Origin of the sequence: Synechococcus sp. N26 (assembly GCF_900473975.1) — a bacterium.
Classification (GTDB): Bacteria; Cyanobacteriota; Cyanobacteriia; order PCC-6307; family Cyanobiaceae; genus Parasynechococcus.
This window is the reverse complement of the sequence record NZ_UCNM01000009.1, coordinates 23,049-44,518: the sequence shown is the minus strand read 5'-3', so window position 1 is coordinate 44,518 and position 21,470 is coordinate 23,049. Positions and strand designations below refer to the sequence as shown.

The window sequence follows — 21,470 nt, the reverse complement described above, 5'->3', positions numbered from 1 at the left end:
TCAGGCGTTGGTCATGATCTCTTGCTGCTTGAGCAGTTGCTCCAGCACCTCTTCCAGGCGTTGCAGTTCCGCATGCTCAGCAACAGTCGCGTCGATTCGCTTCTGCGGCAGCTTCAGCTTTTTCCCCATGGCGATCACGTCCTCGCGCAGGCGGTTGCGATACGCCTCGAGTTCGGCAATCGAATCGTTCAGTTCTTGCAGCGTGGGTTCGGCCATCGGTGCTCTGCGGTGGCACGAGGGTAAGCCGCATCAGGAATCTGCTGGTGATGCCTCTACGGTGACCCACTAATTAATAGATGTGGGTCGAAAAACCTGAATGCAAGCCGGAAAAGCCCTCTGATTCCTCGCCAGATGGCCCTATCGCCGCTGGGGAGTTCTGCATCAACTCGCAATATTTGTCGGCTAAGTGACGAACCGTTGCGTGAACAGCCCCCTTTCGCAGGGGTGGCCCGTTGACCCAGTTACTTTTTTAGGGCGCTTCGCAGGCCAAGCCTGAAACGTTCAGCTCGATTCTCTTTTTGAGGAAAGTGCCGTCGTTTCTCACCTGGTAGTCGAGAAGCATTCCCTCCCCCTTGTCTGGCTTTCCAATGCTCGACGCATTCTCCCGTTCCGTCGTCAGCGCTGACGCCAAAACTTCTGCTGTGGGTGCTGGCGATATCGCCGCCCTCCGTCAGTACGTTGCTGAAGGCAACAAGCGTCTGGACGCTGTCAACGCCATCACCTCTAATGCCTCCTGCATCGTGTCCGATGCAGTCACCGGCATGATCTGCGAGAACACCGGCCTGATCCAGGCAGGTGGTAACTGCTACCCCAACCGCCGCATGGCTGCTTGCCTGCGTGACGGTGAAATCGTTCTTCGTTACATCTCCTACGCCCTGCTGGCTGGCGATGCATCCGTGCTGGATGACCGCTGCCTGAACGGCCTCAAGGAGACTTACATCGCTCTGGGCGTTCCAACCCAGTCCGCTGCCCGCGCTGTGGCCATCATGAAGGCCTCCGCCACCGCCCACATCGGCGAGACCAACACCCCGGCTAACGGCGGCACCAAGTTCCGCAAGATGGAGACCATCCAAGGCGATTGCTCCGCTCTTGTTGCTGAGGCTGCCTCTTACTTCGATCGCGTGATCAGCGCCGTCGCCTGAGTCAATCGGGTTTTCCCATTTCCTCAACACCAACCTCCATCTAAAGGATCTCCACGATGAAATCCGTCGTCACCACCGTTGTGACCGCTGCTGACGCAGCAGGTCGCTTCCCCTCCCAGAACGACCTCGAGGCCGTCCAGGGCAACATCCAACGCGCCGCCGCTCGCCTCGAAGCCGCTGAAAAGCTGGCTGCTGGCCTCGACGCTGTGACCAAGGAAGCCGGCGATGCCTGCTTCAACAAGTACCCCTACCTCAAGCAGCCCGGTGAGGCTGGTGAGAACCAGACCAAGGTGGACAAGTGCTACCGCGATCTGGGCCACTACCTGCGCCTGATCAACTACTGCCTGGTTGTCGGCGGCACCGGCCCTCTGGACGAGTGGGGCATCGCCGGCGCTCGTGAGGTGTACCGCACCCTGGGTCTGCCCACCGGCCCTTACGTCGAAGCTCTCACCTACACCCGCGATCGCGCTTGCGCTCCTCGCGATATGAGCCCCCAGGCTCTGAACGAGTTCAAGTCCTACCTGGACTACGTGATCAACGCTCTTTCCTGAGTCCTGTTTCGCGTCACTCATTCATAGGAATCAGGAGGCCGAAAGGCCTCCTTTTTTATGCTCATGTCGACGAATGTCGTTCAACTTGAATGATGTTCATTGGCAGCAGTGCTCCACTTAGGCTGCAAAGAACCCTGATGTTCAGGGGGCTTTGCAGTTTTTAAGTTCTGATGACTTCGCAGTCGCAGGTTGAACGTCCGGATCTGGATGCGTTGTTTGCGGATCTGGCCCATCCCAACCCCCATCTGCAGACCCAGGCCTATTTGGCGATGGTTGACCATTGGCCAAACGAGTCGATGCCACGCCTGATCTCGCTATTGGATCAACCCGATGTCTCCTTGCGTCGCGCTGCTGTGCGCGGGCTTGGAGCCTTTGGTGCCACAGCACTGCAACCCCTGGCGGAGCTGTTTGAAGTCAGCACGGACGGCACGGTGCGCGCCAGCTGCGTGAAGGCCTACGCCCAGATTGCATCCAACTACCCGGATCAGACCTTCTCCCCTGCCGCGATGGCTGTGCTGGAGAAGGCACTGTCGGACGACTCCCCCGTGGTGTCGCAGTCGGCGGTGATGGCCCTTGGCCAGGTGGGTGTTCAAGCGCTTCCGTTGCTGATTCAGATCTGTAAGGGAGACAACATCGCCCATGTGCAGTCAGCTGCCATGGCGTTGGCTGAAATTCCTGATCCCAGTGCAGAAGCCTGTCTCAGAGAGGTGCTGGCTGATCCCTCCACCGATCCGCTGTGCCGGCAGATGGTGGAAGCTTCCCTCGGCCGGCTGGAGAGCAGCCGCTAGGCAAAAAATACGGGACAAAGGCCCCTCAGCCTTCGTCCCGTAGTTGCGCATGCAGTGCTCGACGCGAACACCACGGATGTGACATTACGTGAACGACGCAAGCGCTTGTGTTCAATCGTCGCGGCTGAGCTGATTCACAGCAAGTTTCAGCACCACAGCGACTGACGGGTCGCTTTCCGTCTCCATGCACTCCTCGAGTTGGCTGATCACGGAAGGATCCTCCAGTTTCATTAGCGATAACGCAGCATTTTTGCGAACCAGTGCCGCTTCGTCCCTCAGGTTCGGCAGCAGCAGTGGGGTGGCCCATTCGCTTTCGTTGAGCTTGCCCATCAGGGTTGTCGCTTCAGCGCGCACGTCTTCATCCGGATCTTTCAGGGCATTGGTGAGCAGTTGACGCGCATCCTCATCACCAAGGTTCTGGATTTGATCTCCGAGGGCGGCGATGGCTGCCGTGCGGATCTGGGCATGGGGGGATTGGGCAGCTTTGCGCAAGGCCTCCGGGGCCCGTGCGCCCACAAAAGCCAGGCCCCAGCTGGCCAGGCCCGTCTGCATGGGCGTGCTGCCGGTGTCCACCAGGATGTCGAGCAATCCGTCAACGGCAGCGGGGCCAATCGCTGCCATGGCGCCAACGGCCGATCCCTGGACGACCGGATCGGCATCGTTAAGCAGGGCCTTCAGCAGGAATGGAAGGGCGCGTTGATCGGAAATCAACGTCAGCGTCTTGGCGGCCGCGCGGCGCACCGTCACGTTCTCGTGGTCGCACATCGCGGTGCAAAGGGCTGGAACGGCAGCACCGCCAACGGTGCCGAGGCTTTCGGCAAAGGTGAGGCGCAGCAGTCCACGCCGGTCTCCCAGGCCGGCCACCATGCGCTCGATCGCCTGGGTGTCACCAGCGAGACGCTCACCCTGCCGCAGTTGTTGCTTCAGCTCTTCAGCCAGTTGCTCGGCTTCCTCTTCGCTCAGCTGAATCGTTTCAGGGCTGCTTACGGGAGACATCGATTCGGTCACGGCAAGGCTGAAGCAGCCATTCATTATCCGTTTCTCCCATCGCTAAGGTCACCGGATTGCACTGTTTGTTGTGACCCGATTCGTCCTTTCCCACAACCTGCAGATCCAGGATTCCGCCGTGCCTCCTCTTGCCTTTGATGCCCTGGCCAAGGCGTTGGCGGAGCAGTGCGATTCGGTGACAGCGTCGGAAGCGCTCAGCCACCCGCATTGGAAGATCAGCCTCGAGTCAACGGCGACTCCAGCACAGTTGGCTGAAGAGATCAGTCAGGCCTGGCGCAAGATCCGCGCTGATCAGGGGCATTCCACCGACCATGCCGTCATGGCTCTTGGTGGTCGTAAGGATTCCGAGGGAACGCCCGGCGCCCCGCTTCAGCAGGGCGGCTGGGGTGTGGATGTGGTGGAAACCCGCGATCCAGACGGGTTTCTGCAGGCGATCAATTGGAGTGGACTCACGGCCGGCCGGCCGGCCGATGGCATCTTCCAGGTGATTGATCGCCCGGCTTGAGTTCAGCCGCGCTTGCGACGTCCGCCACGTTTGGCTGGCTTCTTGGCAGCAGCTTTGGGAGCCTCTTCTGTAACGGCGGCCACGGGTGCGGCTGCTGGGGCCGGTGCGCTGGCTTCAGCGGAGCCGTAGGAGAACGCTACTAAATCAATCGCAAGGCCACGGTTGTGCATCGACTGCATGCTGCGGCAGAGCTGTGCAAACGGCACCCGCACTGAGCGTGCCGTCCAAGGGCGTGAACCGGGCTCAATCCCTGTTCGTACAGCAATTGATGTGGCGAGGGTGGGTCCCATGGCAGGCGATGTGACTGCGTTGAAGATGCCGCAGCTGCCGGGATTTTCGAGCCTTTCGCAATCTTCCTTACGAGAGCAGATCCACGCCCTGCGGCCTGTGGGGTCCTGCAGAATTAACCCCCCAAGAGCGTGCTGCCTTGACCGGAGCTTTTGACAACATCCATCCGGGGCTGTCCCAAGGCGATGCGATCCGCCTGCTGAGCACTCCGCTCGAGGAGCTGGAGTCACAGAGTGATCCCTACATGGCGGCGGCCCATCTGATCAACTTTCCGGGCCGTGAAACGGAAACGGCGTTGATCGCCTTGGTGATGGATGCGGAGCAAGCGCAACCACGCAAATTGGCCCGGCGGAAGGCTGTGGAAGTGTTGGGACGGCTGGGCTGTCAGGAGGCCATGGCTGCCATCGCCAACTGCCTCAACAGCGACGACCCCTATCTGGTTGAGAACTCTGCTTTTGCGCTTCAGCAGCTGAACTGCCAAGACGCCGCCGTTCATGAGGCGTTGCAGCAGCTGTTGTCAGACCCAGCCCAGAACCAACGGGTGTTGATTCAGAGCCTTGCCGCGTTGAACGTCTCCGAAGCGGAGCCGTTGATTGCGAGCTTCCAAACCTCGGACCAGCCGGGGGTCCGCGGTGCGGCCATCAGTGCCAGCATCCGTCTGGGTGGCAGCCGAGACCACGTCTCTGTTCTTGGCGAGCAGACGTTGTTGCCCAATCAGATGGATCGCCAGTCGGCGATTCAGGACGCGATCAATGCCGGAGCAACGGAGCTTCTGCCTCAGATCATGCGCGCACCTGTTTCGCCGGTGTTTCGGATGCGGGCGTTGCGTGCGCTCTGGCCTGAGAGTCGGCTGCAGAACGATGGTCTTGATCTGATCGACCTGCTTGATGGCTTGATCGTCGATCGACCGGAAGCCTTGGAACTGGTGCACGCCTACGACCAGCCGCCCTCAGCCGATTTCCTGATTCAGGAATTCTTCGGCACGGATTTCAGTCGTAGTTACCTCGCACTCCAGACCTTGCAGAACCATTCAGCGGAGCAGCTCTGGCCGGCTCTGGAGCAGCGATGGAATGCCGAGGCCCACAACGACTATGGGGCGCATTACTTTTTCATCCGCCTGTTTTCAAGGATCGGTCCCTGGCCTGATGAGGCCCTCAGCCTGATCGAATCCATCCTTGCGGAGGCCATCACCACACGCCGGCCGCAATTCATGAAATCCAAGCCGGCAGCTGTGTTAGCCATGGCCGGTTTGAAGCTCCTGAAGGATCCAGACACAACGGTGGCGTCATGGCTTGATCCGCACGCCACGCCGTTCTGGGAAGCCCGCTATGCCGCTGCGATGGTGGCATCTCCCGCGCAGTTGGCGTCGGCCCTGGATGACCCTGAGCCCTTCGTGGCGATGCGTGCGCGAGCCGCCTGCAACGCCACCGCTGGTTGAGCATGAAAAAAGGGGGCGGATGAACCGCCCCCTGCAATGGAGTTCGAATCGAATCTCTCGGCTGAGAATCAGGCGAGGGAGTTGATCACGTAGTCCAGAGCAGCGTTGTACTCGGTCAGAGCCTGGGGGCTCAGGTCACGAGGAGCGCAGCCGTCGTTACGCATTTGGGTGAAACCAGCAACGTAGGTGCCGGGGTCGATGCTGAGGGCCTTGTAGACCTCACGCTGACCGTTGATGGCCAGTTCGTCCAGAGGGCCGGTGCCGCCAACAACCAGGGAGTAGTTGATCAGACGCAGGTAGTGGACGAAGTCGCGCTTGCACTTCTCCTTGCCTTCGGTGGCGCACTGGCGGGGCTGACGGCCGGTGGCACCGTTGGGGTACTGGGTGTAGACGGCGTCGACAGCGCGCTGAGCGATGGCGTCGTAGTTCTGAGCGATTTTCTCAGCAGCCTCGAGACGGGCGGCTGCACGCTGCAGGGAACCCTGCACAGACTCCAGGTCGGAGCTGGTGGGGAAACGGGAGCCGCTGTCTGCGGCGCCGATGACGGTGGTGAGAACGGACTTCATTGATTTAAAAGAAGGTTGTGCTTGAAAATCTCAGGCGGTTCAGCTGATGGCGCTGATCACCATGTCGAAGTAGGAAGCAGCCTCAGCGGAGAGTGCGTTGCAGTCGCCCTCGGTCACAGGCATCTTGCGCTTCTCACCAGTGGTGTTGTTGGTGTTGGTGATGTGCGCACAGGCGGAGGCCTTCATGATGGCCACAGCGCGGGAAGCGGAACCGGAAGGAACGCCCAGAGCGGCATAGGTCTCGCGCAGACCGTTCAGGCAGCGGTCCTGCAGCACGGAAGCGTCACCAGCCAGCAGGGCATAGGAGACGTAGCGCATGATGATCTCAGCATCACGCAGGCAAGCAGCCATCTTGCGGTTGGTGTACACACCACCGTTGGGGGCGGTCAGGCCGGTGTTCTCGCAGCAGATGCCTGCAACGGAGTCGGACACCACGCAGGAAGCGTTAGCGGTGATGGCGTTCACGGCGTCCAGACGCTTGTTGCCTGCGGCGATGAAAGCCTTCAGGTCGTTCAGCTGAGCGCCACCGATGAAGCTGCCGCTGGAATCAGCGGAAACAGCCTGCCTAGAGAATGCGTCGAGCATAATCAAATGCTTAGGAGAGGGGGGTAGATGCGATGCATCACCCCGGGACCGTACGCCGCCCGCCGAGTCATGGGGGCAATTGCTTCAGGCTTCTCAATACAAATTTGCACTGCAAAAAAGAAAGAAAAACGGAAGTGCGAAGTGGCTTCGATTTAAGAGAGAAGAAGTGTCACTTCACGGCAGCTCCACTGCAGCGGCTGCCAGGGATGGCTGCGGCCAACCTCTTCAAGCAGTGATGTTTGATCCCGCAGCTTCAGCCGCAGGCAGCTCCAGGCGCCCGCGATTCGGGACTTCGCGTATTGCGGTGCTGTTTCCGCCAGTGCCTCTCGCACAAGGTCGCTGCGTTCATGCAGCTCCAGCAGCCCGGTGCAGCTCGCCAGCAGGTAATGGACGCCGTAGTCGCTGCCGAGGCTGGAGCGCAGTGCATCGATCTGATCCAGTTGCGCTGCCCTGGGCATCGCCATCAGAGCTTTAGCGGCGGCGTACTGGCGGGCTTCGTCCCGATGCTGCAGTCCCTCCTTGATGGCTTTGGGATCGGCAGCGGTTTCGGGAATGCCGTCCAGATTCAGCTGCCTTGGATCGTCCTGAAGCAGCTCTTTCAACAGATCTGTCGCATCAGGATCAATGGCGCCCGCTTGGCTGGTGGCCATCTGAAATGCACTCTTGGCGCGCAGGGGCATCGAGACCGGGCAACGGATCAACGCCGCCAGGGCTTCGATTCGGCCCGCATCGCCCAGATCGATCACGGCGGCTCGTCGTCGCCCGGGGTTGTCATCCCGGAGCTGCTCCATAAGCGGATGAAGGCCTTGCTGGTCGCCCAGCACCCGAACGGCATAGGCATGGGCCGCTCCCGCCACCAGGGGATTGCTGTCGTTGCGGCAATGATCGATCTGGCCGCTGGCATCGTTCATGCCCAAGCGGCAGAAGGCCTGAAGCACCGCCCGGCGTTGGTTGTCGGGGCCCTGAAGCGCTTGCACAAGTGCCGTTTGCTCCTCCTTATTTAGGGGTGTACCCAGCCGGGCGATGGCATCAGCCGCATTGACGACGGTGGGTTCGTCATCGGCCTGTAGGGCAGCAAGAAGAACGGGAAGTGCTGAGCGGTCTTTGCGTCGGCCCAGGGCTTCGAGGGCCTTGCGCCGGGTGATGCGTTCGTAGAGGTCGTCGGAATCGTTGGCTCCGGCTGCCAGGAGTCTCTGAAGGGACTCGGGTGATTGGCAGGCGCCAAGACGGGTTGCGGCGAGATATTTTAGGCCAGGATTCTTGAGCTCGGCGGGCGGCTTGAGCAACGTTTCCATCGCCGTCTCTTCACTCATTCCGGCGAAAAGAGTGTCGAAGCGTTCGCTCATTGCCGATCAAAAATTTGAAAAACCTGAGGATGGTTCATTTGGCTTATGATCCCGTCCAGCAAAAGCTTAAGCCGAATGGCCGTTGCCGAAAGCGCAGCTCAAGAAATCCGTCGATTTGTTGAATTGCATCAATCCGGATCGGCGTTGAATAAAATTGCCTCGCTTGATGATCTCAATGGATTGTTGAAGCAGGCCGAAAGCCCTTTGGCTGCCTCAATTATCCCGCTTGAGCAGGCGACGCGTCCCCCCAAGATTCTGGTGGATTCGGGCGTAACAGAATCAAAGGTGCCCTGGCGAATTCTTCAGTGCCCTGGAGGTCCTTTGGTGCTGCAGATGATCTGTGAAAAGGTTAATTTTGCCCTCTGGATTCAGGAGTGTTGATGATGGCTAACTCTGAACTTGAGCGTTTCGTCCAGGCAATTGCGGATGATCACGGGCTAGCCACGGGAATCAAGACGCTTGGCTCCCATTACGACATCGTTGCCTACGCCAACATCCGCGGCTACGCGATCACCTTGGCGGAATGGGGAAGATATCTGGCCATGGACTGGTTGCAGACCTCCGATGCCGATCTGGCTTCCGTTCACCGGGCCGATCCAGCCCATTGGAGCTGGGCGTTTCGTCAATTGTCCCGCTGGCGTGCGCTGTTGATGGATGGTGCTGAATCCGAGGGAATGCTTGGCCCTGCAGATTTTGCAGTAACCCGTGATCAGTCCGTTGCCCAGCCGGTTAGCGCCCCGGCAGCCAGCCTGACGGATGCAGAGAAAGATGCGGCTTTGGCGTCGTTTATCCAGCTGGTGAAAACACGGCCTGATCTTAAGGACCAGGTGAAATCAGCACGGAACCAAGATGAGGTGATTGGCTTGGCCCAAGCTCAGGGTTTTGCCATTGATTCGCTCACGCTGTTGCGCAGTTGGAGTCAGGTGTCTGACTTCAGCAAACCCACCTGGTTTGGCTGGTTTGATGATTGATAGCTTCAGCTGATCTCCGCATAGCGGGTGCGTGTGGTGCCGCGTTTGGCCCAATAGGTCACAAGTGACTCACCACCGGGTCTGGGAACTGCTGCTATGGCACGCAGGATTTTGAAGGTGCGCCTTGGCCCCATCGGCCAGTTGCCGGCAGCTGCAATTTTTCGCACCCGTCCACCGATGGCTTCAATGCAACGCTCGAATTTTTCGAGGTGGGTTTGATCCACCGTTTCAAAGATGAAATCGGTTCCTTCGCAAATCAGATGCTGCGACCGGATCCAGGTTTTCAGTTGTTTCTCGGCCTCAATTGCAGACATCGTCTAGCCGCTCAGACGAGGAGGTTGCTCACCACTGGAGCCAGTTCTGGTCCAGCTCGTTCCCGAGGTGAGCCACACGTTTGAACCGCAGCGGCCCATGTTCGGAGCCCCAGCGCTGCTCATCCGTGTCGGGGTCAAAGCCTCGATCGCGACTGATCCAGTCTGTGGCGTTGACATCCACTTCGCTCACCAAATACGTCAGCCGGCCATCCCGGGGAACCATGCAGTTCTTGCCAGGTTCCACTTCACCCAGGTATCGACCGGATTCAACCTCGCGAAAGTGCATCCCACAGCCACAACGTGGCTTCAGAGACTCAGGCTTGAGGCTGTTGAGGAGTTCAGGGCGTTGGCCTGCGCCAGCCAACCGGATGGGATCAGCGAATCCGTAGTTCTCAACGATGAACGTCTCACCCTCGGCCGGCAGCAATCGATGAATGCCTTGCCGATAGGGCCGCCAAGGATCATGGTCATAACTTTGCTCTGAATAAAATCCTGGTGCTTTCAGAACATCCCAGGGAAGCGGGCGAAAAAAGATATTGATGTGAGCGAAATCCTTGGGATTCTCCTGAGACTGTTGGAGATTGCTGTAGTGCCCTGCGAGAGTTTTGGCGAAGAGAAGCAGAGCTTCGTTGTTGTCTGACATTGGTGTGGGATCAGCTGCTCAGGCGCCGCACTTCAGAAGCAAAGGACGTTTGCAACACACCTGATCCAGCCGATGTGCGGAGCACGGAAGAGCGGCAGCGAACATGTTCCGAGACAAACCAGATGCGTTCTTCGGCGATGGATTGCTCGTATTGGGTGGTGAGCAGAAAGGTTCCGTCGCTGAGAAAGCTGTAGCTGGATTCCGCTGGAGCTGCTTCTGCATAGCCAACACTCCGAAGCAGAAAGCCTTTGCTGTCATCGCTTGGAATGGGCACAATCAGGCATGAGCCGGATGACACCTCATTTGGATCATCAGGTTCCCAATCGCTTTCGGCAGCCCAGGTCATTCGAAACGGTGCCGAAACCTTTGAACCTTCACTCAGGCTCGACGATTGAATCAGGTTGTTGATCTCTTGATCGGAAGATTCAATCCGTGATATTTGAACTTCACTGAGGACTTCTTCAAATTGCTGAAAAGCGAGGGAGTGGCCGGATCGCATTGATCGCCACGTTCCCTCGCTTTGAGCAACAAATTGCTCGATGTTCATTTGGTGCTGGAGTCGGTCTCAGCCTTCAGATCAGGACGGCTGTTCTGCACCATGTTCACCATGGAGTCGATCATCATCGACATGGCAACAGGAACGGAGGAGACAGAAGACTGAAAGCCCTGATTCGATCCCGGCTGGCTGTTGGTGGGTTGACGAAGGATGGGCATGATTCAAAGGCTGGCGGTTTCAGGAGATGAAATCTCCCTGGATTCACCGATTGGGTCCAGACGTTTCAGGCCCCAATCATGACGGACTGATCCGGCCGCAAGGGCCGGATCAGCACAAGGATTAAGCGTTCGCAATAGAAAGAATGTTCCCGCCCTGAGCCTGGATGCTCTGAATGGTGCGGGACAGGGAGGCGTAGCTCACCACCGAACGCTGGGCAGAGCGACGCACGGCACCCAGTTGAACCCGGGAGGTCCAGAGGATGGTGAAGCGGTTGCCGCCGCCCACCACTTTTCTGGTGCCCGCTGCCGTGGGATTCGAGTTGGAGGCCAGGCTCACCTGCAGCACAGAGCCTTGATCGGCATCGAACCCAGCGAAGCCAGGATCCATGGCCTGGTTGCGCTGGTAGGCCACGGTGCTTTCGCCGTCGACGCTCGTTTGGGTACGGGCGTAGGGAACCGAGTCGATCCCGAAATTGTTCAGATACTCGTCGCTGTAGGTGTAGCTCGCGATTTCGGCTTCGAAACCTTCGTCGGCCAGGCGACGCACGTGCTCACTGATTTCAGCCTGATCCCGGGGAGGACGACCAAGCAGGTGCTTGAAGTTCAGTTCAACGAAGCGATAGGGGTTGTTCGTCTCAAGGAACAGCCGCCGGTAGCTCTCCGACTGCGCCAGTGCTGTGACCAGACCCTGAACAGTGAGGTCGCCGTTGATGAAGAGAGCTTCGATGGAGGGCTGAACGTCCAGCTCCATCAGGTGGCGGTTGCCGAAGACCTGCCGGTACACGGCACGGATGATGTCTTCAGCGTGGCTGCGATCTTGGTTGGCGGGTGTGGCCAGGGTGGCAGTGGTCATGGGTTGAGGGGAGGTGCGTCGAAAGGGGCCGGCATCGAAGTGAGGCTGATGGGGCCCCTTGAGGGAGGGGGGTGGTGTGAAGCGGGTCGCGATGACCCGCGTGATCACATCACTTCGGTGATGGAGACGATCCGACCGCCGCGGGCGTGGATGTACTTCATCTGGCTGCTCATGTCCTTGCCGGAGACGAGGTAGCTCGCATTCGGCGTGCGCTGGCGTCCGCCGCGGGGCTGAGCCTGCACCACGATGCGGAAACGCTTCGTGGTTGCAGAGGGAGATCCGGCCACAGCACCGTTCCGGTTGGTCCGGCTCGTGGTGGTTCTCCAGCCACTGGGGACGGAGTTGGTGGCCATGGAGGTCACCAGGGATGCGCTGTTGAGAACGGCATCGCTGGCTGCAAAACCTTCAGCCAGCGAGAGGTGACGGTTGAAGGCCACCTGTGCCCGACCTTCTTCGCTGAGGATGCGCATGTAGGGCACCGTGTCTTCACCGAAGGTGTTCTGGTACTCAGCGCTGTCGAGGTAGCTGTTGATCTCTGCCTCGTAGCCGTCGTTGGCCAGGATCTGGATGTGCTCACTCAGCTCGGCCTGAGACTTGGGTGCCCGGCCCAGGAAGTGCTTGAAGTTGAGCTCAACGAAGCGGTAAGGGGCGTTGGTTTCGAAGAAACGGCGGCTGTACTCAGGGGAGAGAGCGATCGCCCGCACCAGTTCTCTTGTGCTGAGATAGCCCTCGGCGTATCGGCTTTCAGCAGTCATTGCTCGCTCCGACTCCATCAGGTGGGGGTTGCCCATCACCTGGCGGTAGGTGGCGCGAATCAGACCATTGATCTGATCGGCGCTGTCGCCCGGGCAGCGTTGGAACACTTCCTGCTCCCGCTGTCCCAGGCCGAAACCGACGTAGGCATCGTTGCGGATCGGGGTGGAATCTCCACCATCGCTGCTGGCGCGCTTCTTGGCAGCGAATTGAGCCGTAGTGCCCAGGCCACTGGATTGGGCGCCGCCGGTGAAGCTGGCTCCGGAAGGCAGCTGGATGTAAGCCGTGGTGTTCCGAGCCAACGCATTGGCGAGTTGGCTGCTGCTGCCGATGGCGTTGTCGCTGATGGCGAAGCCTCGCTCGAGCGTCGCCATGCGGGCGAAGCTGTTGTTGGGGATGCCAGCGGCGGACGTGAAGGAGCGGGTGTAAGGCACCACATCGTCACCAAACACCTCGGCGTATTCAGCGCCATCGACGATGAAATCGATCACGGCGTCGTGGCCAGCGCTGGCCAGCAGTGAGATGTGCGCCGACATCTCAGCCTGATCCAAGGGAGGACGGCCCAGCAGGTGCTTCAGGTTCAGTTCGATGCCGCGCTGAGGGGCAACACCTTCGAAAAAGCGGGCTTTGTAGAAGGAGGTTTTGGCCAGGCCGCGAACGAAATCGCGGGTGGTGAGTTCACCATTGCCGTAGCGGGCTTCCAGCTCAGCCGAACGCTCGTTGTCCATCACATGAGCGTTGCCAAACACCTGGCGGTAGGCGGCACTGATGGCAGTGGCCAGGGCGGCGGAGTCGTCCGGTGCGTAGCGCTGCGCTGTGACGCCATGGGGGCAATCCTCATGATTGCGGGGCCCGATGGCGATCTTCATCGAAGCGCAGGATTGGCGCAGGAATTCGCCGTTGCTCAGGGCTGCTTTTGCGGATGCGTTGCGAGTCCGGCTGAAGGAGACGGGAGCATCGTTGAGGGAGGCGGCGCCGAAGCCTTGTGAGGCAGACATGGTGGGAGGCGGGTGAGGGGAGGAAAGGTGTTGCTTAGTGAGTTCGGATCAGAGGCGGCAGTGCGGGGTCATGCGCGAACGCCCGGGCAGCCGCCTATCTGATTAGTGAGAGAACTCAGTTCACAGGCGTGATGCTGGCGATCTTGCCGCCTTCGGCATGGATGCGCTTGAACTGCTCGGAGAGCTTGTCGAAGGGCACGAAGTACACCCGGTTGGAGCGGGTGTAGCGGGAGATCCGGCGCACGTTGTTGGCGCTGTAGCCGGTGACTTCCACCCGGTAGGTCTTGCCCTGTTCGCCGGCACCCACGCCATGGCGGGTGGGGGCGTCCTGCAGGTTCTTGGAGGGACGGAAGCTCCAGCCGGTGGCTTCGGTGGAGGAGGGGGGCACCACCGCCATCGGGCGGTTCTGGTAGGCGTTGCCGCCGAGCTTGCTGCTGATCCCAGAAAGATCGCCTTTCAGGCTGCTGCTGCTGTTGCCACGCAGCAGCTGGAAGCTCCAGGTGAACTCCTGCAGGGTGGTGCAGGATTCAGTCTTCCAGCCCCGCTGGAAGGGAACGGTCCACTCGCCGTAGGTGTCCTGGTAGTCGGCGCTGTCGATGAAGCTGTCGATGTCGGCTTCATAGCCATGGCTGTCGAGCCGTTCGGCGTGAGCACGCATCTCATCGAAGTCCACGGGTGCGCGTCCCAGCAGGTGACGGAAGGCCAGCTCGATGTAGCGGTAGCGAGAGCAGGCGTCGAAGAAGCGATCGCGGTACAGCTCGCTCTTGGCGATGCGGCGCACCAGCTCTCTCACGCTGATTTCGCCCAGCTTGAACTGGGACTCAGCCACGAGCTGACGCTCGCTCTCCATCACATAGGCATTGCCCAGCACCTGCTTGTAAACGGCGCGGATGATTTGTTCCTTCTTGGCGTCGTCATCACCAGGGATAAGTTCCAGAGGAGCTTCGCTCTCTTGCGAGAAACGCTCGACCCCGAGCAGAGAGGCAGGACCGAAGGGCATGGACAACCTGACGTGTGCGTCACGCCATGGTCATTCAGAAGTGGTGGCCTGGAGCGGGTTCTTTATAAAGCTCAATCAAATGTGTCCGAATGTTGCGTGACATGACGATTTGGTCCCCGGTTTTCGGGTGGTGGATCGGGGTAATCCTTCTCACGACAAGGATTCGAGGCTGTCGCGTGTGGTGCTCCGCGTCAGGGGATTCCAGCAGTCGAGTTCTTCGAAGGGGCGGGCCAAGAGCGCATCTCGCTGCCCATTGAGCCCTTTGGTGAGGGAGAAATCGGCTCCTTTGATCGATTCCGCACTCTCCAGCCCTGCTTCGGAGAGGTCGGCGCCGCGAAAGTCGGCAAAGTCCAGCTGGCACGTGCCAAAGCGGGTCCCCCGGCACATGGCACCCCTAAGGATCGCGTGACGAAGATCCGATCCCACCAGTCGAACGTTGTCGAGCAGGGCACCACTCAGGTCAGCCCCGCTGAGATAGGCCCCCATCAGCACGGCGCCGCGCAGATCCATGCCGCGCAGATCGGTGCTGTTCAAGAACACACCACTCAGCCTTGCTTTGGGGCCGACCGCCCCGCTGCTGAGCAGATCAAAGCCTTCCGGTACGCGGGTGCTGGCGTCGTAGCGCGCCAGGCGCAGGTCGGCTCCTTCCAGCTGGCAGCTGGAGAGGTCGGCTCCCCTCAGATCAGCGCGACAGAGATTGGCGCCACGCAGGTCGCCCTTTCCAACAGTCACCCCCCTCCAATCGGCCCCCCGAGCATCAACCGAGCCATCCAGTGACCCTGAGGCCAGGGTCTGTTCCGGCGGCTGCCAGGTGTCCAGATTCAGGGGGTTGGAAAGCGCCGTCAAGGAAGTCAGCTGCGAAGCATCGAGAAGGCGATGGTAAGGACCACACGGCCCAGCTCGAATCCGCCGACAACCGCCAGGCCCAGCCAGAGCTTGAGGGCGAAGGCAGGAGGTTGGCCATTGACCCAGGCCGATGACATCTCCAGCTGCTGCATCTGAGCGGCCTGGTCGCTGGGAGCTCGATCCTGCAAGGCATCGCGCCAGTCGGCCCCGTAGCGAGGGAATTGCTGGTAGATCGGGGTCTCGCCCAGGGATCGACCCGGCAACACCCGCGAGCGTTGCTGAGGAACCAGGTCGTAGCCGAAGCTCTCCATGTATTCAGGGCTGTCGAGCACTGCGTCGACAAAGGCTGTGAAGCCCTTTTCGCCGATCACGATCGACCAGGCGCGGCGTTCGGCGTCGCCATGGGTCGGGCGGCCGAGCACCCGTCCCACCACCTGATCCACCATCCGGTAGTTGGAGCTGCACTGGTAGTAGCCCTGCTGGAAGCGTTCCGAGAGCAGCAGGCCTCGGATGAAATCCCGCACCGTGATGTTGCCGCTGCGGAGTTGTGATTCCAGGAATGGTTCGCGATCACTGCGCATCGCATGGAAGAAGACCTGGCGGTAGGCCTGTTCGATCACGGCATCCATGTCGCTGCGGTTGGTGTCGTCACCTGCAGCAGAGGAGGGATAGAGCTGGCTCTGAACGGTGCTGTTGTCTCCGGCGAGATTGCTCACCCGACCGTTCTGCGTGCTGAGCGGGTACCCAAGGAGCGGGATGGCCATGGCGTGCGCCGTGAGTAGAAATACTTGCCGGAATCTTCCCTTGAAGAAACTGTTTTCAGGCCAGCCGCTTATCAGCTCTTAACTGCAGTTTTGTTGAGCTGATCTCTCAGGTGTTGGAAGCAGTCGCTGATCAGCTGTCGGTCGTTCGATCGCGAGACCCCTTCCAGCGCACGCTTTTTGAGCTGAATGAGGGCGATGTTCATCCCCTCGATGGGCACGTTCATTCGTCTGTACAGCTCTCTCAGGGCGGCCATGCCGCTCGGGTTTGTAAAGCAGCTCTGGTTGCAGGCCACCGCGTAGATGACCACGCGTAGAAAGTTCCAGCAGTCCCGCCAGCAGGCCTCTGCCCTGTCCTGCGGGTGAAGAGCTCCGCCCAGTTGCACCAGATGCGGTTGGGTTGCAAGCAGCTGTGCCCGGGCCTGGTTCACCAGGTGATCCGATCGTTGGATCAGGCTGCTGGGGAGCGACTGATCAATGCCGGAGGCCTGGCAGATCGTCGTCAGCTCCTCACTCGTGAGCTGGCGTTGGGCTTGATCAGCACGCTCAAGAATGCGGCGTGTGGCCTGCGGCAAATCTTGGTTGAGGCTCAGCCCTTGAACCTGGGCGGTCTGCACCAGGGTTTTGAAGTCGGTGTTTTGAAGGTTCAAGGGTTAACGCTGGCCACCGGTGTGGCAATCAGCCAGCCGTGGCGTTCCAGGTAAAAAGCCCACACCAGGTCGTCCCCCAGGCCAGGACAACGGCTGATGGCTGCTTCCGTGAGTTCAGTTGGTACCCCCAACTGCGTTAACAGCCAGCCGACGGCGTCTGGGCTTGATGCCGTCGCTGTGCGGATGGCAGATCCCACCACCCAGGTCAGGCGGGTGTCCTTGAGGTCTCCATTGCTTTCTTCGCAAGCCAGCAGAAGGTTGGCCGCCGTGGTGTGTTGATCAAATGTCTCCTGCCAGAGCGCGATGTTTTCATCGCGGAGGTTGATCCGAAAACAACCGTCTCCGACCGGTAGATCCAGCTCACCGCTGCTGCCGGCCTGGTTCTGCAGGGTGGCAATTCTCGGATCTGCCAGTGCGCTCATCGAGAAACGCCGATCAACTCGAATGTAACCAGTGTCCAGGAATTTCCTCGACCCAGTCAGCGGTTCGTGGGAATCGACATGGATCGGCTGTCATCCCCCAGGGCTCCTGTCAGGAGTGGGTGTTGGAGGGTGCCTCTGAGGATTTCTTTTTCAGCAAGCCGGTGATGGTGGCCAGAGCAAACATGGCCAGTAGAGCCAAGCCCAAGGTGAGGCTGGCGCCCTGAGCGGCGCCTGCTCCGACGGCCACGAGGATCGAATCGCTGATCAGCACGCTGATCAGCAGTGCCGGAGCGAATAGACGCCAGTGGGTGCGGCTGATCCCGATGGCATAGCTGAGGAAATCAAACAGCCCGGTCATCAGCAGGCCTGTCATCAAGAAGAAGTTGCCCGCCAGCTGGTTCTTGCTGAAGCCATCGATGCGTTTCATCGCGCTGGCCCCCACCAGACGGCTCACCGGTCCGCGTCCCCAGCGGCGGGCAATGAAGAAGGCCGCGCTGCAGAACACCAGGTCCGAAAGGATGATCGTGAGGTAGCCCGCTTTGAAGCCAAGAAGCGAGCCGGCCAGAAGGGAATACACCGAACTGGGCAGCGCCGGCAGGATGATGCTCACCCCCCGCAGCAGGAACAGGCCGAGTGGGGCCCAGATGCCCATGTCATTCACGGCGCTTTGCAGCGGTGCGATGCCGTATCGCTGCAGATAAACGACGGCAACAATGAAGATGGCGATCCAGGCGCTGACCTTCAGCCCCGTCTTCAGCCTGGACATCTCTTCAACCGCTCGAAAGCCCTGGGGAATGTAGGCCAGTCGTGGCTTCTACCAGAGCCGTGGACACGAAGCTCAGCATCGATACCATCAGCGAAATTTCTCAACACGAGGCCAGCCCGGTGACCACCACCTCCCCGCGCACCGCGTTCGAGCAACAGCTGTGCACCCATCTGCTCAGTCTCAGTGAGGTGGTGGAAACGCTGGCGGACCGCTTGATGGAGCTGGAGGCGCGGTTGGTCGCCGTTGAGGGCCAGCAGCTGGAAGATGCGGAGATCGTCGCGGTCAGTGATGACGCCGGCGAACTGCTCCTGGCCAGCGAAGAAAAGGTGCGGATGCTTCGGGATCGTCTGAGCCCAGGCGAGGTGGTGGAGCTTCACGCTGATTCCCACGCCGACGAGGCTTCAGCAGAGCACGATCACGACAGCCCAGAAGCTCCTGAAATGGAGATGGGGGGGGAGATGGATGACGACCGAGTCGAGGACGAGGCCTTCAGTGATGAGACCCTCAGCGATGACACGGAATATGTGGATGATCCCCAGATCGATCTGCTCTCCGCCTGATCAGGCCAGTTCCAGCAACCTGATCCGGAAGGCAGCCACCTGGCGTGCCATGTCTGGGGAACTGATCAGAAAGGGATGATCAGCCATCGCCTCGAGCACTGCTTCGAGATGCTCCTCCTGGCTGAGTTCAGCCTTGTTGCTGCTTCGCAGTTGCTTCCAGGTGCGGTCAAACACCATTGCAAAACTGTCAGCGTTGTCGAAAACGCGATCTGTGCCTGCATCTGGAGAGATGAATGACACGGCAGTTTTGGCATCGATGTGATGCCAGGACCCAGATTTGAACTGGGGGCGTTGCGACAATTCGCCCCTTAAAACGCTCAATCTGTATAGCAGCGATACTGAAAATGCCCTGTATGGGCGTTTTTGCTTGCTGCTCCCATACCGCTCCCATACCATTGGGATGATTTGCGGTAGGTCCGAACCACTCCTGGAAGGTGTTTCGGTAGGGGAACTCTATGGGACGGTCGCTGCCGCAGGAATGGATCGACGGCACCCTTCACACCCTCAACGTGGTGCGCGACCTGGGGGGCAAAGGGAATATCCCCCACACCTCTCTATCGGTCGTCCGTCAGAAACCCAGCGCGAACAGCAGAAAGACCAAGAACCTCCAGTGGCGCTTCCTGCCGGAGAAAGCAGATGACCCTCGTCCGTTTGCTGGCAAAACCAATCGGGGGCAGGGAAAGCGCATCTATATAGAGGGGACTTGCGGCACCACTGACCCTTGGGAAGCAGCAAAGGTCGCGGTCGCTGCCTCTCAAAAGAAGTGGCAGGACCTTCTTTCACAGTCCCAAGTGCGGGAAGTGGAGAAGCAACACGCTCTGTCGGTCTATTGGGAGCGTTGGTATGCCAAGGCGGAACTGGAACCACGGAATAACCAAAACCGCTGGTTGAGCGACAAGAGGAACCTTTGGAACGGGACCACAGGCATAGGCGTTCAACCTTGGGCGACGGTCAAAAGCATTCAGGCGATCACGAGCAACGACTTTTTGGAGTTCTTCCGTCTCGTCAGGGAGAACTGTGAAGCGAAGGGCAATTCAGGAGAAGAGACCAGAAGGCAATACAAGACCCTTATCCGCAACCTGTTCAAAGAGGCGAAGGCAGATTTCCCCGCTCTGTCCTGCCCTGAGTTTCCTGCGATCAAGAAGAGCGTGCGTCAGAAGAGGATCAAACCAGATGACCTGATGGAGGAACTGATCCAGGAGGCCTACGCAAACAAGACCAAGGGAAAGTGATGAAAGGCATTCACAAGAGGTATTTGGATCGCACTACAAGAAGGATCTTCGATAGGTCCATGGAGATCTACGGGCAGACGCTTTGGTGATTAAGCACCGCCGATATCTGCCGTAGGCGCTTTTTTAATCACTGCCTTCCAGTGATCGAGATGTAATTACATCAAACTCCTGAAGAAGAGCGTACGCATCCTCGAACCGCTCAGCGTCTCTGAGTTCTTGGACCTTGTGATTCCACCAGATTCCAGTGTCGATAATCGCTTGGAGTTGTTCAGGTGAGGGGTTAAACCCTGATCCTCCAGACATAAAAGTCCCTCTGATTTCACGGAAGAGTATCTGCTGAGACAGGAAAAGCAAGTAAATGAAGATAAAGGGAGATTTACTTATGGATCTAATCTTTGGGATGGATATGACAGTTCTTTCTGCTTAATTTTGGGTCCTGTACTGCCTCCAGAGGAAGTGCATTCATAAGAGATATTGGATCACGCCCATTGTTGAATTTAAGAGATCTGAAGGAGTTGGATTAGGTCTGATAATTCGTCTATCTGAGCAGGTTGTTTGTCCCTGTCGTCAACAAAGGTCACCTCATACCCCTCGTAGTTCTTCATTAAATCCAGTTCGACGACGTCTCCGTTCAGGAACATCCGTATGTTGATCCCCCAGTCAGCGCACTGAACCAGGAGTGACTCCACCTTGTCCTCCTTCAAGTCGGTTAGGAGAGAGCGGATGGTTTCTTCGGTTTGCGCTGCCTCCATTGGTCCCTCGGGTGTCAGGGAATATCCGCAGAGTCTGAATCCAGCGGCAGGGGACTGGAGTTCAGAGTCGTTCTGTCTTCCCCTTTTGACTCCTGTTCTGCTCTGGTCAATCTCTCCACCAGGTTCAGGGTGTCGTGAGGGGACAAATCACCGTCATCGCCCTACTTGAGACTGGAAAGGTCAGGCGGGCACATGAGGGGTATGGCAAGTATGTGCGCACCCTAAGGACGTGAGATCCCTGTTGTGCCAATGCTCCCCGAAGATTCACGGAAGAAATGCTGAATTGAGTGTCCTTGCGATACCGAACTGGTTGGGAGTGGTTTTAACCGCGCACAACCCGACCACCAAGGCATTGCGCAGAGATGGTCCAGAACCCCGCTGCTGCTTTCAGGAGTTCTCGATTTGGAGCGAACTCCTCTGTTCGACAAAAAAGGAGCGCATTGTCCAACCCAACAAAAATCACTCGATTGACGTCCTGGGGTTTGGGGTCTCGCTTGTGCGGGTTCCATACAAGGTCGTTCTCAAACAGCAGAGCAGTGCCTGAATTGGCGGCGTCCTGGATCAGAACTCCTCGAAGTGCCGTAGGTGTTCGCTCTTCCAATCGAATGGAAATGGTGGGGACCTCTTCGCTGGTTACTTCGCAGACCAAGGGCAGTGGTTCTGCACTCGCAGGCATCGCTGACAGAAGCAGAAGGAGTAATGCCCTCATTCGCTGTTCTCTTGGGATGCTCAGTACGTAAGTTGTAACCCCCGCTACAATGTTCTTTACACTTATCCACACCTTTTTCCACAGAAAGTCTTAACGCCAAGATTTGCTCCGATGGTGCTCTGAGGCACAGATCCTTCCGGTCGTCATGCGAAGACTGGGCACCGCATCTTTTGGTCAATGAGGGATGGGCACTGGAGAGAAGGTGATCACGCCCATCCCGTCAGCAGTACCCAATGCGTTATCTGCGGTAGGGCATTGCAGTTGCCTTCATCGTTTGCCCTTGATGAGGTGACTTGTACGAACTGCCGC

The 21,470-nt window shown here is 58.9% G+C and carries 28 protein-coding genes; 9 read left to right on the top strand and 19 right to left on the bottom strand.

Translation table 11 applies throughout. The features are described from left to right. The gene (locus DXY33_RS06970) at positions 1 to 216 is read right to left on the bottom strand and encodes a hypothetical protein (RefSeq protein WP_114987342.1); all 216 of its coding nucleotides are present in this window, start codon (positions 214 to 216) and stop codon (positions 1 to 3) included. A gap of 371 nt (positions 217 to 587) precedes the next feature. Between DXY33_RS06970 and cpeB the strand changes: the two genes are divergently transcribed. The 3 genes from cpeB to DXY33_RS06955 all read left to right on the top strand — a co-directional run bounded on the left by cpeB (position 588) and on the right by DXY33_RS06955 (position 2,481). Then, the gene (gene cpeB, locus DXY33_RS06965; RefSeq protein WP_115132312.1) at positions 588 to 1,142 is read left to right on the top strand and encodes a class 1 C-phycoerythrin subunit beta; all 555 of its coding nucleotides are present in this window, start codon (positions 588 to 590) and stop codon (positions 1,140 to 1,142) included. 56 nt (positions 1,143 to 1,198) lie between these two features. Beyond that, positions 1,199 to 1,693: a class 1 C-phycoerythrin subunit alpha gene (gene cpeA, locus DXY33_RS06960; protein WP_011932400.1), complete on the top strand. Its 495-nt coding sequence runs from the start codon at positions 1,199 to 1,201 to the stop codon at positions 1,691 to 1,693. Positions 1,694 to 1,863: 170 nt separating this feature from the next. Beyond that, complete coding sequence (locus tag DXY33_RS06955) at positions 1,864 to 2,481, top strand: HEAT repeat domain-containing protein (RefSeq protein WP_115132311.1); 618 nt, start codon at positions 1,864 to 1,866, stop codon at positions 2,479 to 2,481. A gap of 111 nt (positions 2,482 to 2,592) precedes the next feature. Here DXY33_RS06955 and DXY33_RS06950 read toward each other — a convergent pair whose 3' ends face one another. Next, positions 2,593 to 3,477, bottom strand: a complete 885-nt coding sequence (locus DXY33_RS06950) for a HEAT repeat domain-containing protein (protein WP_244275921.1) — start codon at positions 3,475 to 3,477, stop codon at positions 2,593 to 2,595. Between the two features lie 82 nt (positions 3,478 to 3,559). Between DXY33_RS06950 and DXY33_RS06945 the strand changes: the two genes are divergently transcribed. Then, on the top strand, positions 3,560 to 3,994 hold the full coding sequence (locus DXY33_RS06945) for a DUF2656 family protein (RefSeq protein WP_115132309.1): 435 nt from the start codon (positions 3,560 to 3,562) through the stop codon (positions 3,992 to 3,994). Between the two features lie 2 nt (positions 3,995 to 3,996). On the opposite strand, the gene DXY33_RS06940 is transcribed toward DXY33_RS06945, so the two are convergent. Continuing rightward, on the bottom strand, positions 3,997 to 4,284 hold the full coding sequence (locus DXY33_RS06940; RefSeq protein WP_136975437.1) for a M15 family metallopeptidase: 288 nt from the start codon (positions 4,282 to 4,284) through the stop codon (positions 3,997 to 3,999). Between the two features lie 137 nt (positions 4,285 to 4,421). Here DXY33_RS06940 and DXY33_RS06935 point away from each other — a divergent pair, with 137 nt between their 5' ends. Continuing rightward, positions 4,422 to 5,720, top strand: a complete 1,299-nt coding sequence (locus tag DXY33_RS06935) for a HEAT repeat domain-containing protein (protein ID WP_115132307.1) — start codon at positions 4,422 to 4,424, stop codon at positions 5,718 to 5,720. Positions 5,721 to 5,788: 68 nt separating this feature from the next. On the opposite strand, the gene mpeA is transcribed toward DXY33_RS06935, so the two are convergent. The 3 genes from mpeA to DXY33_RS06920 form a co-directional block, all read right to left on the bottom strand. Beyond that, positions 5,789 to 6,286 carry a class 2 C-phycoerythrin subunit alpha gene (gene mpeA / locus DXY33_RS06930; protein ID WP_043695066.1) on the bottom strand — a complete coding sequence of 166 codons (498 nt, stop codon included), beginning with the start codon at positions 6,284 to 6,286 and terminating at the stop codon, positions 5,789 to 5,791. A gap of 39 nt (positions 6,287 to 6,325) precedes the next feature. Continuing rightward, positions 6,326 to 6,871, bottom strand: coding sequence for a bleomycin hydrolase (locus DXY33_RS06925; RefSeq protein WP_115132306.1), 546 nt, complete (start codon positions 6,869 to 6,871; stop codon positions 6,326 to 6,328). 152 nt (positions 6,872 to 7,023) lie between these two features. Next, a complete protein-coding gene (locus DXY33_RS06920) occupies positions 7,024 to 8,217 on the bottom strand; it encodes a HEAT repeat domain-containing protein (protein ID WP_115132305.1) in 1,194 nt (397 codons plus the stop codon). Positions 8,218 to 8,292: 75 nt separating this feature from the next. On the opposite strand from DXY33_RS06920, the gene DXY33_RS06915 reads away from it, so the two are divergent. Next, positions 8,293 to 8,598, top strand: coding sequence for a hypothetical protein (locus tag DXY33_RS06915; protein WP_115132304.1), 306 nt, complete (start codon positions 8,293 to 8,295; stop codon positions 8,596 to 8,598). A gap of 2 nt (positions 8,599 to 8,600) precedes the next feature. Beyond that, on the top strand, positions 8,601 to 9,188 hold the full coding sequence (locus tag DXY33_RS06910; RefSeq protein WP_115132389.1) for a Nif11-like leader peptide family natural product precursor: 588 nt from the start codon (positions 8,601 to 8,603) through the stop codon (positions 9,186 to 9,188). A 5-nt stretch (positions 9,189 to 9,193) separates the two neighbouring features. Here DXY33_RS06910 and DXY33_RS06905 read toward each other — a convergent pair whose 3' ends face one another. From DXY33_RS06905 to DXY33_RS06855, 12 genes are all read right to left on the bottom strand, one after another. Then, positions 9,194 to 9,502 carry a CpeR family transcriptional regulator gene (locus DXY33_RS06905; protein WP_115132303.1) on the bottom strand — a complete coding sequence of 103 codons (309 nt, stop codon included), beginning with the start codon at positions 9,500 to 9,502 and terminating at the stop codon, positions 9,194 to 9,196. Between the two features lie 28 nt (positions 9,503 to 9,530). Continuing rightward, positions 9,531 to 10,145, bottom strand: coding sequence for a chromophore lyase CpcT/CpeT (locus DXY33_RS06900; RefSeq protein WP_115132302.1), 615 nt, complete (start codon positions 10,143 to 10,145; stop codon positions 9,531 to 9,533). Positions 10,146 to 10,155: 10 nt separating this feature from the next. Next, positions 10,156 to 10,692: a phycobiliprotein lyase gene (locus DXY33_RS06895; protein ID WP_115132301.1), complete on the bottom strand. Its 537-nt coding sequence runs from the start codon at positions 10,690 to 10,692 to the stop codon at positions 10,156 to 10,158. After that, positions 10,689 to 10,859: a hypothetical protein gene (locus DXY33_RS12305; protein WP_170950981.1), complete on the bottom strand. Its 171-nt coding sequence runs from the start codon at positions 10,857 to 10,859 to the stop codon at positions 10,689 to 10,691. Before DXY33_RS12305 ends, DXY33_RS06895 begins: the two co-directional genes overlap by 4 nt. A 121-nt stretch (positions 10,860 to 10,980) precedes the next feature. Beyond that, a complete protein-coding gene (locus DXY33_RS06890) occupies positions 10,981 to 11,712 on the bottom strand; it encodes a phycobilisome rod-core linker polypeptide (RefSeq protein WP_115132300.1) in 732 nt (243 codons plus the stop codon). A gap of 104 nt (positions 11,713 to 11,816) precedes the next feature. Beyond that, the gene (locus DXY33_RS06885; RefSeq protein WP_115132299.1) at positions 11,817 to 13,463 is read right to left on the bottom strand and encodes a phycobilisome rod-core linker polypeptide; all 1,647 of its coding nucleotides are present in this window, start codon (positions 13,461 to 13,463) and stop codon (positions 11,817 to 11,819) included. 115 nt (positions 13,464 to 13,578) lie between these two features. Next, positions 13,579 to 14,463, bottom strand: a complete 885-nt coding sequence (locus DXY33_RS06880; RefSeq protein WP_114987441.1) for a phycobilisome linker polypeptide — start codon at positions 14,461 to 14,463, stop codon at positions 13,579 to 13,581. Positions 14,464 to 14,613: 150 nt separating this feature from the next. Continuing rightward, positions 14,614 to 15,309, bottom strand: coding sequence for a pentapeptide repeat-containing protein (locus DXY33_RS06875; protein ID WP_244275919.1), 696 nt, complete (start codon positions 15,307 to 15,309; stop codon positions 14,614 to 14,616). Positions 15,310 to 15,314: 5 nt separating this feature from the next. After that, positions 15,315 to 16,073, bottom strand: a complete 759-nt coding sequence (locus tag DXY33_RS06870; protein ID WP_115010521.1) for a phycobilisome rod-core linker polypeptide — start codon at positions 16,071 to 16,073, stop codon at positions 15,315 to 15,317. Positions 16,074 to 16,144: 71 nt separating this feature from the next. After that, positions 16,145 to 16,720: a phycobilisome polypeptide gene (locus DXY33_RS06865; protein ID WP_115132298.1), complete on the bottom strand. Its 576-nt coding sequence runs from the start codon at positions 16,718 to 16,720 to the stop codon at positions 16,145 to 16,147. Beyond that, complete coding sequence (locus tag DXY33_RS06860) at positions 16,717 to 17,142, bottom strand: hypothetical protein (RefSeq protein ID WP_115132297.1); 426 nt, start codon at positions 17,140 to 17,142, stop codon at positions 16,717 to 16,719. Before DXY33_RS06860 ends, DXY33_RS06865 begins: the two co-directional genes overlap by 4 nt. Before the next feature lie 109 nt (positions 17,143 to 17,251). Continuing rightward, a complete protein-coding gene (locus DXY33_RS06855; protein ID WP_115132296.1) occupies positions 17,252 to 17,908 on the bottom strand; it encodes a TVP38/TMEM64 family protein in 657 nt (218 codons plus the stop codon). Between the two features lie 119 nt (positions 17,909 to 18,027). On the opposite strand from DXY33_RS06855, the gene DXY33_RS06850 reads away from it, so the two are divergent. Continuing rightward, positions 18,028 to 18,468 (top strand): hypothetical protein, encoded by a 441-nt coding sequence (locus DXY33_RS06850; RefSeq protein ID WP_244275917.1) that lies wholly within the window; start codon positions 18,028 to 18,030, stop codon positions 18,466 to 18,468. Here the strand turns inward: DXY33_RS06850 and DXY33_RS06845 are convergent, their stop codons facing one another. Next, positions 18,469 to 18,708, bottom strand: a complete 240-nt coding sequence (locus DXY33_RS06845) for a hypothetical protein (protein ID WP_114987387.1) — start codon at positions 18,706 to 18,708, stop codon at positions 18,469 to 18,471. A gap of 215 nt (positions 18,709 to 18,923) precedes the next feature. Between DXY33_RS06845 and DXY33_RS06840 the strand changes: the two genes are divergently transcribed. Then, complete coding sequence (locus tag DXY33_RS06840; RefSeq protein ID WP_115132294.1) at positions 18,924 to 19,700, top strand: hypothetical protein; 777 nt, start codon at positions 18,924 to 18,926, stop codon at positions 19,698 to 19,700. Positions 19,701 to 21,470 lie beyond the last annotated feature (1,770 nt).

Coding starts and splice junctions, on each gene's coding strand:
- DXY33_RS06970 (WP_114987342.1), bottom strand. CDS start 216: ATGGCCGAACCCACGCTGCAAGAACTGAACGATTCGATTGCCGAACTC.
- cpeB (WP_115132312.1), top strand. CDS start 588: ATGCTCGACGCATTCTCCCGTTCCGTCGTCAGCGCTGACGCCAAAACT.
- cpeA (WP_011932400.1), top strand. CDS start 1,199: ATGAAATCCGTCGTCACCACCGTTGTGACCGCTGCTGACGCAGCAGGT.
- DXY33_RS06955 (WP_115132311.1), top strand. CDS start 1,864: ATGACTTCGCAGTCGCAGGTTGAACGTCCGGATCTGGATGCGTTGTTT.
- DXY33_RS06950 (WP_244275921.1), bottom strand. CDS start 3,477: ATGTCTCCCGTAAGCAGCCCTGAAACGATTCAGCTGAGCGAAGAGGAA.
- DXY33_RS06940 (WP_136975437.1), bottom strand. CDS start 4,284: ATGGGACCCACCCTCGCCACATCAATTGCTGTACGAACAGGGATTGAG.
- mpeA (WP_043695066.1), bottom strand. CDS start 6,286: ATGAAGTCCGTTCTCACCACCGTCATCGGCGCCGCAGACAGCGGCTCC.
- DXY33_RS06925 (WP_115132306.1), bottom strand. CDS start 6,871: ATGCTCGACGCATTCTCTAGGCAGGCTGTTTCCGCTGATTCCAGCGGC.
- DXY33_RS06920 (WP_115132305.1), bottom strand. CDS start 8,217: ATGAGCGAACGCTTCGACACTCTTTTCGCCGGAATGAGTGAAGAGACG.
- DXY33_RS06915 (WP_115132304.1), top strand. CDS start 8,293: ATGGCCGTTGCCGAAAGCGCAGCTCAAGAAATCCGTCGATTTGTTGAA.
- DXY33_RS06910 (WP_115132389.1), top strand. CDS start 8,601: ATGGCTAACTCTGAACTTGAGCGTTTCGTCCAGGCAATTGCGGATGAT.
- DXY33_RS06905 (WP_115132303.1), bottom strand. CDS start 9,502: ATGTCTGCAATTGAGGCCGAGAAACAACTGAAAACCTGGATCCGGTCG.
- DXY33_RS06900 (WP_115132302.1), bottom strand. CDS start 10,145: ATGTCAGACAACAACGAAGCTCTGCTTCTCTTCGCCAAAACTCTCGCA.
- DXY33_RS06895 (WP_115132301.1), bottom strand. CDS start 10,692: ATGAACATCGAGCAATTTGTTGCTCAAAGCGAGGGAACGTGGCGATCA.
- DXY33_RS12305 (WP_170950981.1), bottom strand. CDS start 10,859: ATGCCCATCCTTCGTCAACCCACCAACAGCCAGCCGGGATCGAATCAG.
- DXY33_RS06890 (WP_115132300.1), bottom strand. CDS start 11,712: ATGACCACTGCCACCCTGGCCACACCCGCCAACCAAGATCGCAGCCAC.
- DXY33_RS06885 (WP_115132299.1), bottom strand. CDS start 13,463: ATGTCTGCCTCACAAGGCTTCGGCGCCGCCTCCCTCAACGATGCTCCC.
- DXY33_RS06880 (WP_114987441.1), bottom strand. CDS start 14,463: ATGCCCTTCGGTCCTGCCTCTCTGCTCGGGGTCGAGCGTTTCTCGCAA.
- DXY33_RS06870 (WP_115010521.1), bottom strand. CDS start 16,073: ATGGCCATCCCGCTCCTTGGGTACCCGCTCAGCACGCAGAACGGTCGG.
- DXY33_RS06860 (WP_115132297.1), bottom strand. CDS start 17,142: ATGAGCGCACTGGCAGATCCGAGAATTGCCACCCTGCAGAACCAGGCC.
- DXY33_RS06855 (WP_115132296.1), bottom strand. CDS start 17,908: ATGTCCAGGCTGAAGACGGGGCTGAAGGTCAGCGCCTGGATCGCCATC.
- DXY33_RS06840 (WP_115132294.1), top strand. CDS start 18,924: ATGGGACGGTCGCTGCCGCAGGAATGGATCGACGGCACCCTTCACACC.